Genomic DNA, 14390 nt, shown 5'->3' on the forward strand with positions numbered 1-14390 from the left:
GATCAGGTGATCGGCGCAGGGTTGAACAACGTGATGTCGTTGTACAGCTTGTGCCGCTCGGCCCAGGTCTGCTTCTTGCCGCTGGCCACGTCCAGGTAGTAGTGGAACAGCTCCCAACCCAGCTCCTCAATGGTCGCGCGTCCGGTGGCGATCCGGCCGGCGTCGATGTCGATCAGGTCCGGCCAGCGCTGGGCCAGTTCGGTGCGGGTCGAGACCTTCACCACCGGCGCCATGGCCAAGCCGTACGGCGTGCCGCGGCCGGTGGTGAACACGTGCAGGTTCATCCCCGCCGCCAGTTGCAGCGTGCCGCAGACAAAGTCACTGGCCGGCGTGGCGCAGAAGATCAGGCCCTTTTGCTTGAAGCGCTCGCCCGGACCCAGCACGCCATTGATCGCGCTGCTGCCGGACTTGACGATCGAGCCCAGGGACTTTTCAACGATGTTCGACAGCCCGCCCTTCTTGTTGCCCGGCGTGGTGTTGGCACTGCGATCGGCCTCGCCCTTGGCCAGGTAGCGGTCGTACCAGTCCATTTCGCGCACCAGTTCCTGGGCGACCTCCTGGGTTTGTGCCCGAGAGGTCAGCAGGTAGATCGCATCGCGCACTTCGGTGACTTCGGAGAACATCACCGTCGCCCCGGCACGCAGCAGCAGGTCCGAGGCGTAGCCCAGCGCCGGGTTGGCGGTGATGCCGGAGAACGCATCGCTGCCGCCACACTGCATACCCAGGATCAGCTCCGAAGCCGGTACGGTTTCGCGACGGCGCTGGTCGAGTTTCTTCAGGCGGGTCTCGGCCAGTTCCATGATCTGCTCGATCATTTCGGTGAAACCGTGGCTGGAATCCTGCAAGCGATACAACCATGGCTCGCTGAGGTCCACCGAGCTGTCGCCTTCATGCATGACCTGACCGGCCTGCAATTTCTCGCAGCCCAGGCTGATCACCAGTGCCTCGCCCCCCAGGTTCGGGTTGCGCGCCAGGTTACGCACGGTACGAATCGGGATGTAGGCATCGGTGGCGGTGATCGCCACGCCACAGCCATAGCTGTGGGTCAGCGCCACCACGTCATCGACGTTCGGGTACTTGGGCAGCAGCTCATCCTTGATGCGCTTGACCGCATGGTCCAGCACCCCGGTCACGCACTGCACCGTGGTGGTGATGCCCAGGATATTGCGCGTGCCGACGGTACCGTCGGCGTTGCGGTAACCCTCGAAGGTGTAGCCCTCCAGCGGCGCATCGGCCACCGGCACGTCGGTAGACAGCGGCAAGCTGTCCAGCGGCGGCGCGGTGGGCATGCGCAACTGGTCTTCCTTGACCCAGCTGCCACGAGGGATCGGTTGCAGCGCGTAACCAATGACCTGGCCGTAGCGAATCACCTCGCCACCCTCGGGAATATCCTGCAGCGTGACCTTGTGGCTCTGCGGCACAAAGTCGACGGTGACCAGGCCGTCCGGGAACTCGGTCCCGGCCGGTACGCCCTGGTCATTGACGACGATCACCACGTTGTCCCGCTCGTGCAGGCGGATGTAACGCGGCGAATCGGCATGTTCAATCAGTTGCATGGACGCCGCTCCTTCAGGATTTAGCTTCAGACAGGCTGGAAAGTTCGGCATCCTTGGCCGCGGGTTCCTTGAGCACCACACGCTTGATCGGCCCGACGATGACCAGGTAGCTGAACACCGCCACCAGCGCGTTGCAACCGACGAACACCAGTGCCCACTTGAACGAACCGGTGGCGCTGATGATGTAGCCGATGACGATTGGCGTGGTAATCGATGCCAGGTTGCCGAAGGTATTGAACAAGCCACCACTCAAGCCGGCGATCTGTTTTGGCGACGTGTCGGAGACCACGGCCCAGCCCAGTGCGCCGACGCCTTTACCGAAGAAGGCCAGGGCCATGAAACCCACCACCATCCATTCGATGTCGACGTAGTTGCACGCCACGATGCTGCTGGACACCAGCAGGCCGGCGATGATCGGCGCCTTGCGGGCGAAGGTCAGCGAATGGCCCTTGCGCAGCAGGTAGTCGGAAATCACCCCGCCAAGAACGCCGCCGATGAAACCGCAGATCGCCGGCAAGGACGCGATGAAACCGGCCTTGAGGATGGTCATGCCGCGTTCCTGCACCAGGTACACCGGGAACCAGGTCAGGAAGAAGTAGGTGATGCCGTTGATGCAGTACTGGCCCAGGTACACGCCCAGCATCATGCGGTTGGTCAGCAGTTGGCGGATGTAATCCCACTTCGGACCGTCGCTTTTCTTATCCTTGCCCTTGCCCTTGTCCTGGTCCATGTCGACCATCGCACCATTGGCGGCGATGTGATTGAACTCGGCTTCGTTGATCATCGGGTGCTGACGCGGGCTGTGGATAATTTTCAGCCAGACCAGCGAGAACACGATGCCGATCACGCCCATCACGATGAACACATGCTGCCAGCCGAAGCGATAGACGATCCAACCCATCAGCGGCGCGAACAGCACCGTGGCGAAGTATTGCGCCGAGTTGAAAATCGCCGAGGCGGTGCCGCGTTCTGCGGTGGGGAACCAGGCGGCGACGATACGTGCGTTGCCCGGGAAGGACGGCGCTTCGGCCAGCCCAACCAGGAAGCGCAGCATGAACAGCGCAACCACGGCCGTGGACAGGCCGAATTCACCCACATAGCCTTGCAGCACGGTGAACAGCGACCAGGTGAAAATGCTCAAGGCATAGATTTTTTTCGAGCCGAAACGGTCGAGCAGCCAGCCGCCAGGAATCTGCCCGGCCACGTAGGCCCAGCCGAAAGCGGAGAAGATATAACCGAGGGTGACGGCATCGATGCCGAGGTCTTTTTGCAGGCTGGAGCCTGCGATGGCGATGGTGGCACGGTCGGCATAGTTGATCGTCGTCACCAAAAACAGCATGAGCAGGATCAAATAGCGGACGTGGGTCGGCTTGGTCTCTTGCATGTAATCTACTTCCACTATTTATTTTTATACGGGAAATCAATTTGTGCGGTCGGCACCGGTGCCCGGTGCCGACCGGTGTTGCGTTTTACGATCCGATGTAAGAGGTCTTCACCACGGTGTAGAACTCTTGCGCGTAGCGACCTTGCTCACGCGACCCATAGGACGAACCTTTGCGCCCGCCGAACGGCACGTGGTAATCCACGCCGGCGGTCGGCAGATTGACCATCACCATGCCCGCCTGGGAATGGCGCTTGAAGTGGTTGGCATACTTCAACGAGGTGGTGGCGATACCGGCGGACAGACCGAACTCGGTGTCGTTGGCCATCGCCAGTGCCGCCTCGTAGTCGGCCACGCGCACGACGTTGGCCACCGGCCCGAAGATCTCTTCGCGGCTGATGCGCATCGAAGCTTCGCTGTCGGCGAACAGGGTCGGTGCCAGGAAGTAACCTTCGGTGTCGCACGTTACCAGGCCGCCACCGCTGACCAACCGCGCACCTTCGCTCTGGCCGATGTCGATGTACTTCAAGTCCTGGCTGAGCTGGGCTTCGGAAACCACCGGGCCGATATCGGTGCCGGCCTTCAATGCATGGCCAACCTTGATCGACTGCATGCGCTCGGCCATGGCCTCGACGAACTTGTCATGGATGCCGGCGGTGACGATCAGGCGACTGGAGGCCGTGCAACGCTGGCCGGTGGAGTAGAACGCGCTCTGTACCGCCAGTTCGACGGCCTGCTTGAGGTCGGCGTCGTCGAGGATGATCTGCGGGTTCTTGCCGCCCATTTCCAACTGCACCTTGGCCTGGCGCGACACGCAGTTGACGGCGATCTGCCGCCCCACGCCCACCGAACCGGTAAAGCTGATGCCGTCGACCTTCGGGCTGTTGACCAGCACTTCGCCAACTACGCGGCCGCTGCCCATCACCAGGTTGAACGCACCGGCCGGGAAACCGGCGCGGGAAATGATCTCGGCCAGGGCCCAGGCGCAGCCCGGCACCAGTTCGGCAGGCTTGATCACCACGCAGTTGCCGTAGGCCAGGGCCGGGGCGATTTTCCACGCGGGAATGGCGATCGGAAAGTTCCACGGGGTGATCAGACCGACCACACCGAGGGCTTCGCGGGTCACTTCAACGTTGACGCCCGGGCGCACCGACGGCACGTAATCGCCCGACAGGCGCAGGCATTCACCGGCGAAGAACTTGAAAATGTTACCGGCGCGGGTCACTTCGCCGATGGCTTCGGGCAGGGTCTTGCCCTCTTCCCGGGCCAGCAGTTGGCCGAGTTCTTCACGGCGGGCGAGGATCTCGCTGCCGACTTTGTCCAGCGCATCGTGACGGGCCTGGATGCCCGAGGTCGACCAGGCCGGGAACGCGGCGCGGGCGGCTTCGATGGCGGCATTGACTTGCGCTGCGTCAGCCTTGGCGTATTCACCGATGACATCGGACAAGTCAGACGGGTTGATGTTGGTGCAATAGTCAGCACCGGCCACCCACTGACCGTTGATGTAGTTATCGAAACGCTTTGAATCTGCCACGGAGCTACTCCTTCTACAAAAGCGGTCTAGGAACGCAGAGCGTCCCTGGCTGCATTCCCACGCATAGTGTGGGAGCGATCGAGCCTTACGCAAAAAGCCGCTGATTGCTCAGCGGCCTTATCGGGTCTGTTACTGCTTGCCTTGCTTGTCGATCAGCGCGGCCAGGGCTTCGTATTCTTCTGGCAGCAGGTCGGTCAGCGGCGTGCGCACAGGACCTGCGTCATAGCCCACGATCTTCGCGCCAGCCTTGACGATGCTCACTGCGTAACCGGCCTTGCGGTTGCGGATGTCCAGGTAAGGCAGGAAGAAGTCGTCGATAATCTTGCCGACGGTCTCGTGATCGTCGCGGGCAATGGCGTGGTAGAAATCCATCGCGGTTTTCGGAATGAAGTTGAACACCGCCGAGGAGTAGACCGGCACGCCCAGGGCCTTGTAGGCCGCAGCGTAGACTTCAGCGGTCGGCAGGCCGCCCAGGTAGCTGAAACGATCGCCGAGGCGACGACGGATCGACACCATCAGTTCGATATCACCCAGGCCATCCTTGTAGCCGATCAGGTTAGGGCAGCGCTCGGCCAGTTGTTCCAGCAAAGTGGCATTCAGGCGGCAGACGTTGCGGTTGTACACCACCACGCCGATCTTCACCGATTTGCACACCGCTTCAACGTGGGCGGCAACGCCGTCCTGGCTGGCTTCGGTCAGGTAATGCGGCAGCAGCAACAGGCCCTTGGCACCCAGGCGCTCGGCTTCCTGAGCGTATTCGATGGCCTGGCGAGTGGCACCGCCAACACCGGCAAGGATTGGCACGCTGGTGGCGCAGGTATCGACGGCGGTCTTGATGACTTGGGAATACTCGCTGGCGGCCAGGGAGAAGAACTCACCGGTGCCGCCCGCTGCGAACAAGGCAGAGGCGCCATACGGGGCCAGCCACTCGAGGCGCTTGATGTAGCTGTCGCGATTGAAATCGCCTTGAGCAGTGAAATCGGTGACCGGGAACGACAGCAGGCCAGACGAGAGGATGGACTTCAGTTCTTGTGGATTCATTATTCGAACACCCTGGACGCAAATGATGTGTTGTAGGAAACGGTTCAGCTTCACGTGAAGTTGTAGGTCATCGTACAACTTAAAATATGAACGTCAACTGCATTTCGTCTTTTGTCGGGTGTCGGGGTTGAGGCGCTTGTCGCAGAACCTTGTAAATCGGGCCTTTGAGCAGGATGGAAAAGACTGATGAAACTCGCCGACCGAGCACCAGTACCGCTCATCGCCACTGTCAACTCTGTCAGTAGGCGTCGTCACGGCAAGGGGGCATAACCCAGGCATGGCCGTGTCATGCCCGGCTGTAGTCCTTCAATCTTTTAAGTGAGTCGCCCGTACGCAACGATCAGGGATGCCTCACAGGGAGTGACATCATGGCGAAGAGCTATGCGAAACCGACGCTCAAGGATTTTCCAGTCACTGGGGAAGTCACGATCAGCCTGTCAAAGGTAAAGACGTTGACCGTGAAGATTCCGGATGCAGCTTTCGACCCGTACTCGAACGCCCGACTGACTCTGGGCGTCGGCTCGACGTCTCCAACTCCGGTAGGCGCGTTTACACCGCTGACCGAGGGCGAGGAAGGTACGCCATGCAAGGATGTGACAATGACGCTAACCAATGCCGACTTGACAGCTTACCTCGACAAATTGGTTGAGCTTCGTTACGAGGTTAGCTACGAGAGCTGGGATCCCGATATGTCCGAGCCGCAACTGTTGCGGATCAAGGCGTAGGGTGCGTGTAGGAGCTGCCGAAGGCTGCGATCTTTTGATCTTGATCTTTCACTGGCGACTCAATTGCCAGGGACAAGATCGCAGCCTCGTTGCACTCGACAGCTCCTACGACGCAGCCCGACGGGAAAAAGGTTCCTCGTCAAAGCATTCTTACCACTCGAGCAGCGAAGTGCCTTCAGCCCTGCGCCTGCGCCTCTTCATGGGCCTGGCGCAGCCGCTCGCGGCTGTTGGTCAGGTGCAAACGCATGGCCGCACGGGCCGCCTCGGAGTCCTGGCGGGCGATGGCGTCGTAGATCTCCTCGTGCTCGCGGCTCAGGCGGTTCATGTAGCGCTGCTGGTCATCGTGGGCCAGGCGCGCCGAGTTCACTCGGGTACGGGGAATGATGCTGGTGCCCAGGTGGGTCATGATGTCGGTGAAGTAGCGGTTGCCGGTGGACAGGGCGATTTCCAGGTGGAAGGCGAAGTCCGAGGCCACCGCATCGCTGGCGTGGGCGGCGCTTTCGTTCAAGGCGTCGAGGGCGGCGCGCATGGCGGCCAGTTGCTCGTCGCTGCGGCGCTGCGCCGCCAGCCCGGCGGACTCCACTTCCAGGCTGATGCGCAATTCCAGGATCGCCAGCACGTCACGCAAGGTGACCACGGTGGCCGGGTCGATGCGAAAACCGCTGGGGCTCGGCGTGTCCAGCACGAAAGTGCCGATGCCATGGCGGGTTTCCACCTGGCCGGCCGCCTGCAAGCGGGAAATCGCCTCGCGCACCACGGTACGGCTGACGCCATGGGCTTCCATGATCGCCGACTCGGTAGGCAATTTATCGCCACGCTTGAGCAGGCCGTCGCGAATCTGCTCGGTCAACACCGTCACCAGCTCCTGCGCCAGGCTGCGGCGCTTGCGGGGAAAGCGTGGTACTTCGATCGGGGTTTCCATGGGGTTGTGTCTCGGTAAACGGCTGAATGGCATCATCATAGCGCAACGTGGTTGTACGATCACTGTGGGTGAAGTAGCGAGTCTGGCGCTGAAACCGAGTCGGCCTCATCGCGAGCAGGCTCGCTCCCACATTGGAGCGGCTGCAGACATAAACATCCGGTTCACCGCAAACCCTTGTGGGAGCGAGCTTGCTCGCGATGGCGGTGGGTCAGCCACATCAATATCAACTGATACACCGCTATCGCGAGCAAGCTCGCTCCCACAGGTTTTGAGTGCTTATGCTGTTACGGTGCGCTCCACGAGTTGGCCATTTTCAATACGCACATGTCGCGGATGGAAACGTTTCAAACTGCTTCGGTGACCAACACTGACGATGCTCAGGCCCGGCAACTGGTCGATCAGCGCCTGGTACAGCGTCGCCTCGTCTTCTTCATCCATCGCCGACGTGGCTTCGTCCATGTACAACCATTGCGGCGCATAAAGCAATGCACGGGCAAAGGCCAGGCGTTGTTGCTCGCCGGGAGAGAGCATGCGCTGCCAGTGGTTGCTTTCATCCAGCCGCGCAATCAGGTGCGGCAGGCGGCAGGTTTCCAGTACCTGTGCATAACGTTCGTTGGGGTAGATATCCCCGGCCTGTGGATAACTCAATACCTCACGCAGGCTGCCAATCGGTAGATAAGGCTTCTGCGGCAGGAACAGGTAACGCGCGGCCGGAAGCCGGATCGTCCCGTGCCCCGCCGGCCACAAATGCCCCATCGCCCGCAGCAGGGTCGATTTACCACTGCCCGAACGGCCACTGAGCATCACCCGCTCGCCCGGTTCCACGGTCATGTCGGCGTTATCGAGCAGATGGCGACCGTCGGCCAGGTCCAGCCCCAAGTGATGAACCTTCAACCCATCACCCTGGTTTTGCACATCGATGGCCGGCACGCGGCCTTCGTTGTCGCTCATGGCCTGGCGGAAACTCAGCAGACGATCACAGGTGGCGCGCCACGCGGCGAGGTCGGCATAAGCGCTGATGAACCAGCTGAAGTTCTCCTGCACATTGCCGAACGCCGAATTGATCTGCATGAGCTCGCCCAACTGGATCTTGCCGGCGAAGTAGCGCGGCGCGGCGACGATGAACGGGAAGATGATCGCGATCTGGCCGTAGCCGGAGGTGAAGAACGTCAGGCGCTTGGACACCCGCATGATGTCCCAGAAGTTGTGCCAGACCAGGCCAAAACGCCCGCTCAGGCGACGGTTCTCGTTCGGTTCGCCGTTGTACAGCGCAATGCTCTCGGCATTCTCGCGCACCCGTACCATGGAAAAACGCAGGTCGGCTTCGAAGCGTTGCTGGTTGTTGTTCAGACCGATCAGGCGTCGGCCGATCAGGTGCGTCAGCCAACTGCCCACCGCCGCATACACCAGCGCGCACCAGAACATGTAGCCCGGGATGGTGTAGCCGAACACTTCGATGCTGCCTGACACGCCCCACAAAATGATCGAGAACGAGACCAGGCTGACCACGGTGCGCAGCAATCCCAAGCCCAGGCTCAGGGTATTGCTGGTGAAGCTGTTGAGGTCTTCGGAAATCCGCTGGTCCGGGTTATCGGTATAACCGCCCTGCTCCAGTCGGTAATAGTTCTTGTCACTGAGCCACCGGGCAAAATGCTGCTCCGTCAGCCAGGCCCGCCAGCGGATGGTGAGCATCTGCGTGAGGTACAAGCGGTATACCGCGCCCAGGATCGCCACCGCGGCGATGCCACAGAAATACAGGATCAACTGCCAGAACGCCGCGCTGTCTTTCTCTTGCAGGGCGTTGTAGAAATCCTTGTACCAACTGTTGACCCACACCGAGATCGCCACGCTGAACAGCGACAGCGCGATCACGGCGATCAACAGCGTCCAGGCCTTGCCCTTCTCCTCACTGCGCCAGTACGGCGTGGTCATTTGCCAGACACGGCGGAAAAACTGCCCGCGCACCGCGTCATTGACCGCGGAATATTCAGCGTTCTGATTCATGGTTAAGGCTCTATAAAGAAAAGAACAGACTCGGGCCGATCATAGAGCAACGGCCCGATGTGTCGCGAGGGTGGACAACACCTGTTCAGCGCAGGTTCAGCGACGCACGGGACGCTTCTGCAATTTGCGCTGCAAAGTCCGCCGGTGCATGCCCAAGGCGCGAGCCGTGGCGGAGATATTGCCTTCGTGCTCGGTCAGCACCCGCTGGATGTGCTCCCATTGCAGGCGATCCACCGACATGGGGTTTTCCGGCACCAGGGTGTCGAGGTCAGCGTGCTCGGACAACAGCGCCGCCAGTACATCATCGGCGTCCGCCGGTTTGCACAGGTAATTGCAGGCACCGCGCTTGATAGCCTCGACCGCGGTGGCGATGCTCGAATAACCGGTGAGGATCACCACGCGCATCTCCGGATCCAGCTCCAGCAGCTTGGGCAGCAGTACCAAGCCCGAATCGCCGTCCATTTTCAGGTCCAGAGCGGCGTAGTCCGGCAGGTCGGCCTGGGCAATGGTCAGGCCTTCTTCGGCAGAACCTGCGGTGCTGACGCGAAAACCGCGGCGGGACATGGCGCGGGCCATGACGCGGGTAAACGTGGCGTCGTCATCTACCAGCAACAGGTGCGGCAGCTCTTCGCCGTCGACTTGGATCTCGTCACTCATGTTTCGTCTCCTCGGTCGGCATGGGGCAGGCGCAGCTCGGTGAGCGTGCCGCCTTCCTCATGGGGGTAGAGTTTCACCGAGCCGCCGGCGCGTGTCACGCTGGCTTTGCTCAAAAACAGGCCCAGGCCGAAACCTTTGCCCTTGGTGGTATAGAACGGCTTGCCGATCTGCTCGGCAATCGCCAGCGGCACACCGGCGCCGTGGTCGCGAATACTGATGGTCAGCTCATAGGCATTCCAGTCCAACGCCACTTCCAGCCCTTCGGGGCAAGCGTCGGCGGCATTGTTGAGCAGGTTCAGCAGCGCCTGGGTCAGGTCTGGCGGAGGTGCCATGCGTGGCACCGGCCCCTGGCCCAGGCGCTGGAAGCGATAACTGGCTTCCGGGCGCATCAGGTGCCAGCGGTTCAACGCCTCATCGAGCCAGTCGGTGACGTCCAGCATGTCGATCGCCAACCGACGGTTGGCCTCGGCGGCGCGCACCAGGTATTGCAGGGTCTCCTTGCACAGCTTGACCTGATCCTGCAGCACGCTGAGGTCATCCTGCAACGCCGGGTCGTGATGATCCTGGCGCATCTCGTTGAGCAGCACGCTCATGGTCGCCAGCGGTGTACCCAATTCATGGGCGGCGCCGGCGGCCTGGGTTGCCACGGCCAGCAATTGCTCGTCGCGCAGACCCTCTTCACGGCGGATCGCCCGTAGCTCTTCCTGGCGGCGCAGTTCCTCGGCCATGCGCGCGGCAAAAAACGTGATGACCGCCGCGGCCAGGGCGAAACTCAGCCACATGCCGTAGATCTGCAGGTTTTCCCGGGCGATGGGGAAGGTTTCCAGCGGATAGAACCGCGCCAGCAGCAAGGTGTACAGCGCCAGGGCGATACCAGACAGGATCAGCGAAAAACGCCATGGCAACGTTACCGCGGCGATGGTCAGCGGCACCAGGTAATAAGAGACGAAGGGGTTGGTGGAACCGCCGGAGAAATACAGCAGCGCGCTGTGGATAAACAGGTCGCCGGCCAGCTGCACGGCGTATTCGAGCTCGGTCACCGGCCACGAGGTGCGCAGGCGAATCGCTGTCAGCGCGCAGAGCACGCTGGAGCAGACCAGGGTGATCGCCAATTGCAGCCAAGGCAACGGCAGCAGGTCGAACCAATAGGCGAGCCCCACCGAGCCGGCCTGGGCCGCCAGGACCAGGATACGGATGAATGTCAGGCGCCAGAGGTTCTGGCGAGAGGCGGATGTCATTTGCAAAGGGGCGAGCATGAGCTCTCCTGATGAGCGCTCCAGGCGAATCGCACGGAGTATAACCAAGGCGCGGCTTGCAGCGGCAGATATGCGGCAAAGCGCCACAGCTTCCGGCCTCGCTGCGTGCCCTTGTGGCGAGGGGATACTGTGGGAGCAAGGCTTGCCCGCGATGAAGGCGCTGCGGTCTTCCATAGAGGAAGGTGCCCTTTCGCGAGCAAGCTTTGCTCCCACAGCGGGGCGGTGCGACGTTTCGCTAAATCCCCTCGCCAAAGAAAGCCTTTCACCGTGCATGATCTGTATAGAAGTTGTAACTGTGCGAACCCACCCATAAAAGCTAGAGTCTTAACGTTAACGCAGGCCCGGACCTCACCCCTGCGCATCATCCCAAGGAGCTTTCATGCACACGTTCAGTCGCCCCGCCGCCCTGCTCGCCCTCAGCCTCGGCACCGTCGCCAGCCTGCCGGCCCTGGCCGCCGATGAGCTGCACTACAACCAGATTTCCCTGCGCGCCGAAGCCAGCCAGGAAGTGGCCCGCGACCTGATGATCGTCACCCTCTACACCGAGGAGCAGAACACCGACCCGGCCAAACTCGCCGCTGCCGTCAGCACCACGCTGAACAAAGCCATCGGCCAGGCCAAAGAGGTCAAGGACATCAATCTGCGCCAGGGCAGCCGCAACAGCTACCCGATCTACGACAACAAAGGCCAGAAAATCACCGGCTGGCGTGAGCGCGCCGAACTGCGCCTGGAAAGCGCCGACTTCGCCGCCCTGTCCAAACTCACCGGCGAACTGCTGGGCGGCATGAAAATGGCCGGCATGGACTTCGCCATCGCCACCGCCACCCGCCAGAGCAGCGAAGACGCCCTGCTCAAGGACGCCGTCAACGCCTTCAAGGCCCGCGCCCAACTGGCCACCGACGCCCTGGGCGGCAAGGGTTACAAAATCGTCAACCTGAACTTCAATACCAACGGTTATCCACAACCGTATATGCGCCCGCAGATGATGATGAAAGCGGCGTCGATGGATGCTGAGTCGGTGACGCCAGAGGTTGAAGCGGGCACCAGCAAGGTGACGATGACGGCGGATGGGGTGGTTGAGGTGTTGATGCAATAAAGTTAGCGAGGGTTCAGCCCGTTCGGTGACTGGCTGAACCACCGAAGATTCCCGTGACGAGGGAGCTTGCTCCCGCTGGGCTGCGCAGCAGACCCAAACCAGGTACCTCGGTGTGCCGGATGGAAAGTGCCATGTACGGGCAACCAGCGTTTGCTATCAAGCAATCCTTAGCAACGGCACAATCGCTTGAGCGAGGCGGGTAAGCAAATCAATATCCTTGGCATCGCGTACACCGTCCTCGTTCAAGTCAGTTTTTATGCCTACCTTGTCGTAAACCCCATCCTTCAATGAAGAAGAAACAAAGGTAACCAGGTAACACTTCTGCTCACGATAGAACTCGAGCCGGACCTCCGGAGAGGCGTCACCATCGAAATCTTTAAGTGTTATGCGAATTTCTTCGGCGACCATCATCACACCTCGTCCATTGAGCCTAATCGGGACGACTCCATTGCTCCGTCATCGTGTCGCATGCATGACAAAACGTGGTGGCTTTATTTCAGCAAGGCAACGGCTGCTTTAGCGAGCTGGATGAACAACTCATCATCCTGCGCATCAAAATCGCCATCTCCGTCAGCATCACCTTTTACGTCCACTTTATCGTAGCGGCCGTTCTTCGAAGAGGAGGACACTGAGGTTGAAAATTCAAGCTCTTTCCCACTGTAGAATTCAAACAAGACCTCAGGGCTACTGTCACGATCCAGGTCTTCGATAGATATGCGAATTTCTTTAGCGGCCATCGTTACACCTCCTCCACTGGATTAAGTAATTACGGCATCGCTACAGGAGAGGAGCGCGCCTGGATTCAACCTACCTCCAGACGCGCAGCGTCGCTACTGTCAGATCTGTCAGGTGTATGCCTGTACAGAGGCTCTCAAGGTGTTGGGCTCGCCGGCGCTTCAAGCTGATCCAACGCCTTGTCCACCAGCAACTGGCACAACTCCACCAACTGATGAATCCCCAGCGCCACGCTGCGGCGCGTGCCCTCCACTTCGAAAGCCAGGTCCTCGGCCATGGCTTTTATCGAAGCCAGGGTTTCGGAGGTGCTGGTCAGTAGTGTGTCGGCGTCAGCTTTGGCGGTGACAGAAAACAGGCTGTCGATGCGTTGATCGGTGCTTGGCTCTGTTTTTTTTGGATTGAGGTAATGATTTAGTGCTCGCTCGGCAGCGGCGCGGTCTTTGAGTAGGTCTTCGATGGAGTCGAAATCCGCCAATGGATTTGTTCTGTTGAAGTTCGGTTCAGTCTTTCCTTCGTTCATGTGCATGCTCCTGATGAAATTGGAGCCATCACTTGCCGTTATGGTCGTGAGGCTTACGACCTATTAATTTCGGGTTCCCACTCCCGGCCGCTGTTTTGCAGCGACAGGAAAAAGGTTAGAGAGCCCACTTCCGAGCGGCAACCCTAAAAAGCTGTGGGATGTTTCGTTTCGGGGCCGGTGATCCTTCCTACAAAAATGAATGACCCATCACACTTCCTGGCGCTGCAAACCCCGTGGCGAGGGAGCTTGCTCCCGCTGGGCTGCGAAGCGGCCCTTTTCAGCGTTGTGTGTATATCCGTTTTTTTGGTGACGGCGACTAATGGTTCCGCCCTGACGGCGGCTCACTTTTGAGAAGCGCAAAAGTAAGCAAAACGCTCATGCCCCACCACTCGGTGCCTCGCTTAGGCTCGGCATGCCCTCTCTCCGGCATTGCTCCGTGGGCCGCCGCGAAGGGCCATCCATGGCCCCGCGCGGCTACCTCGGCATCCATGCCGAGGTGCCCACGGATCAATGCCTGCGTTCGGCCATCGTGGTTAACGGGGCGCCGAGATCAACGTCCGCCACGAGGCGGCCTAGTAGCCGACCTGACTCTTGGTGAGACCGCGTTTCTCCTGTGGGAGCAAAGCTTGCTCGCGATGGCGGTTGTTCAGTCACATGGATGTTGAGCTTACTGGCTTCATCGCGAGCAAGCTCGCTCCCACAATTTGGATTGGGGACAGCCGAAGAAACAGGTCGGCTGTAAGGCCGCCTCGCGAGCAAGCTTTGCTCCCACAGGTCCTGCTCAAACAGATCTGACAGGTGTACGACCAGGAGAGCCAGGTCGGCTACTAGGCCGCCTCGGGGCGGACGTTGATCTCGAGCGCCCCGTTAACCACGATGGCCGAACGCAGGCATTGTGGAGTGGGCATCCCGGCATGGATGCCGGGATAGCCGCGCTGGGCCATGGATGGCCCTTCGCGGCGG

13 protein-coding genes are annotated in these 14390 nt (G+C 60.6%); 2 read left to right on the plus strand and 11 right to left on the minus strand.

Going from position 1 to position 14390, the window contains the following annotated elements; all coding sequences use genetic code 11:
* Window positions 1-2 precede the first annotated feature (2 nt).
* From garD to kdgD, 4 genes are all read right to left on the minus strand, one after another.
* The gene (gene garD, locus ASC85_RS23220) at window positions 3-1556 is read right to left on the minus strand and encodes a galactarate dehydratase (RefSeq protein WP_014336613.1); all 1554 of its coding nucleotides are present in this window, start codon (window positions 1554-1556) and stop codon (window positions 3-5) included.
* A 13-nt stretch (window positions 1557-1569) separates the two neighbouring features.
* Entirely contained in the window at window positions 1570-2940 is a 1371-nt protein-coding gene (locus tag ASC85_RS23225) for an MFS transporter (protein WP_057451555.1), read from the minus strand.
* 85 nt (window positions 2941-3025) lie between these two features.
* A complete protein-coding gene (locus ASC85_RS23230) occupies window positions 3026-4471 on the minus strand; it encodes an aldehyde dehydrogenase family protein (RefSeq protein WP_003197801.1) in 1446 nt (481 codons plus the stop codon).
* 129 nt (window positions 4472-4600) lie between these two features.
* Window positions 4601-5512, minus strand: a complete 912-nt coding sequence (gene kdgD / locus ASC85_RS23235; RefSeq protein ID WP_003177964.1) for a 5-dehydro-4-deoxyglucarate dehydratase — start codon at window positions 5510-5512, stop codon at window positions 4601-4603.
* 368 nt (window positions 5513-5880) lie between these two features.
* Here kdgD and ASC85_RS23240 point away from each other — a divergent pair, with 368 nt between their 5' ends.
* A complete protein-coding gene (locus ASC85_RS23240) occupies window positions 5881-6237 on the plus strand; it encodes a hypothetical protein (RefSeq protein WP_057451556.1) in 357 nt (118 codons plus the stop codon).
* 175 nt (window positions 6238-6412) lie between these two features.
* Here ASC85_RS23240 and ASC85_RS23245 read toward each other — a convergent pair whose 3' ends face one another.
* The 4 genes from ASC85_RS23245 to ASC85_RS23260 all read right to left on the minus strand — a co-directional run bounded on the left by ASC85_RS23245 (window position 6413) and on the right by ASC85_RS23260 (window position 11076).
* Window positions 6413-7159, minus strand: coding sequence for a FadR/GntR family transcriptional regulator (locus ASC85_RS23245; protein WP_057451557.1), 747 nt, complete (start codon window positions 7157-7159; stop codon window positions 6413-6415).
* 276 nt (window positions 7160-7435) lie between these two features.
* Window positions 7436-9163 (minus strand): ABC transporter ATP-binding protein/permease, encoded by a 1728-nt coding sequence (locus tag ASC85_RS23250; RefSeq protein ID WP_057451558.1) that lies wholly within the window; start codon window positions 9161-9163, stop codon window positions 7436-7438.
* A 96-nt stretch (window positions 9164-9259) separates the two neighbouring features.
* A complete protein-coding gene (locus ASC85_RS23255; RefSeq protein WP_003177957.1) occupies window positions 9260-9820 on the minus strand; it encodes a response regulator transcription factor in 561 nt (186 codons plus the stop codon).
* A complete protein-coding gene (locus ASC85_RS23260; protein WP_057451559.1) occupies window positions 9817-11076 on the minus strand; it encodes an ATP-binding protein in 1260 nt (419 codons plus the stop codon). The genes ASC85_RS23255 and ASC85_RS23260 overlap by 4 nt, the downstream gene beginning before the upstream one ends.
* 379 nt (window positions 11077-11455) lie before the next feature.
* Here ASC85_RS23260 and ASC85_RS23265 point away from each other — a divergent pair, with 379 nt between their 5' ends.
* Window positions 11456-12172, plus strand: coding sequence for an SIMPL domain-containing protein (locus tag ASC85_RS23265; protein ID WP_057451560.1), 717 nt, complete (start codon window positions 11456-11458; stop codon window positions 12170-12172).
* 156 nt (window positions 12173-12328) lie between these two features.
* Here the strand turns inward: ASC85_RS23265 and ASC85_RS23270 are convergent, their stop codons facing one another.
* From ASC85_RS23270 to ASC85_RS23280, 3 genes are all read right to left on the minus strand, one after another.
* Window positions 12329-12583: a hypothetical protein gene (locus ASC85_RS23270; RefSeq protein ID WP_057451561.1), complete on the minus strand. Its 255-nt coding sequence runs from the start codon at window positions 12581-12583 to the stop codon at window positions 12329-12331.
* A gap of 80 nt (window positions 12584-12663) precedes the next feature.
* Entirely contained in the window at window positions 12664-12909 is a 246-nt protein-coding gene (locus ASC85_RS23275) for a hypothetical protein (RefSeq protein ID WP_057451562.1), read from the minus strand.
* A 134-nt stretch (window positions 12910-13043) separates the two neighbouring features.
* Window positions 13044-13427, minus strand: coding sequence for a DUF6124 family protein (locus ASC85_RS23280; RefSeq protein ID WP_057451563.1), 384 nt, complete (start codon window positions 13425-13427; stop codon window positions 13044-13046).
* Window positions 13428-14390: the final 963 nt, after the last annotated feature.

The sequence above is a fragment of the Pseudomonas sp. Root401 genome, from assembly GCF_001425105.1.
Lineage (GTDB): Bacteria > Pseudomonadota > Gammaproteobacteria > Pseudomonadales > Pseudomonadaceae > Aquipseudomonas > Aquipseudomonas brassicacearum.

Bases quoted from the DNA above. Each gene is read 5' to 3' on its own strand.
- ASC85_RS23270 (WP_057451561.1), bottom strand. From the start codon at position 12,583: ATGATGGTCGCCGAAGAAATTCGCATAACACTTAAAGATTTCGATGGT.
- ASC85_RS23255 (WP_003177957.1), bottom strand. From the start codon at position 9,820: ATGAGTGACGAGATCCAAGTCGACGGCGAAGAGCTGCCGCACCTGTTG.
- ASC85_RS23260 (WP_057451559.1), bottom strand. From the start codon at position 11,076: ATGCTCGCCCCTTTGCAAATGACATCCGCCTCTCGCCAGAACCTCTGG.
- ASC85_RS23225 (WP_057451555.1), bottom strand. From the start codon at position 2,940: ATGCAAGAGACCAAGCCGACCCACGTCCGCTATTTGATCCTGCTCATG.
- ASC85_RS23245 (WP_057451557.1), bottom strand. From the start codon at position 7,159: ATGGAAACCCCGATCGAAGTACCACGCTTTCCCCGCAAGCGCCGCAGC.
- ASC85_RS23250 (WP_057451558.1), bottom strand. From the start codon at position 9,163: ATGAATCAGAACGCTGAATATTCCGCGGTCAATGACGCGGTGCGCGGG.
- ASC85_RS23280 (WP_057451563.1), bottom strand. From the start codon at position 13,427: ATGAACGAAGGAAAGACTGAACCGAACTTCAACAGAACAAATCCATTG.
- garD (WP_014336613.1), bottom strand. From the start codon at position 1,556: ATGCAACTGATTGAACATGCCGATTCGCCGCGTTACATCCGCCTGCAC.
- kdgD (WP_003177964.1), bottom strand. From the start codon at position 5,512: ATGAATCCACAAGAACTGAAGTCCATCCTCTCGTCTGGCCTGCTGTCG.
- ASC85_RS23265 (WP_057451560.1), top strand. From the start codon at position 11,456: ATGCACACGTTCAGTCGCCCCGCCGCCCTGCTCGCCCTCAGCCTCGGC.
- ASC85_RS23275 (WP_057451562.1), bottom strand. From the start codon at position 12,909: ATGGCCGCTAAAGAAATTCGCATATCTATCGAAGACCTGGATCGTGAC.
- ASC85_RS23240 (WP_057451556.1), top strand. From the start codon at position 5,881: ATGGCGAAGAGCTATGCGAAACCGACGCTCAAGGATTTTCCAGTCACT.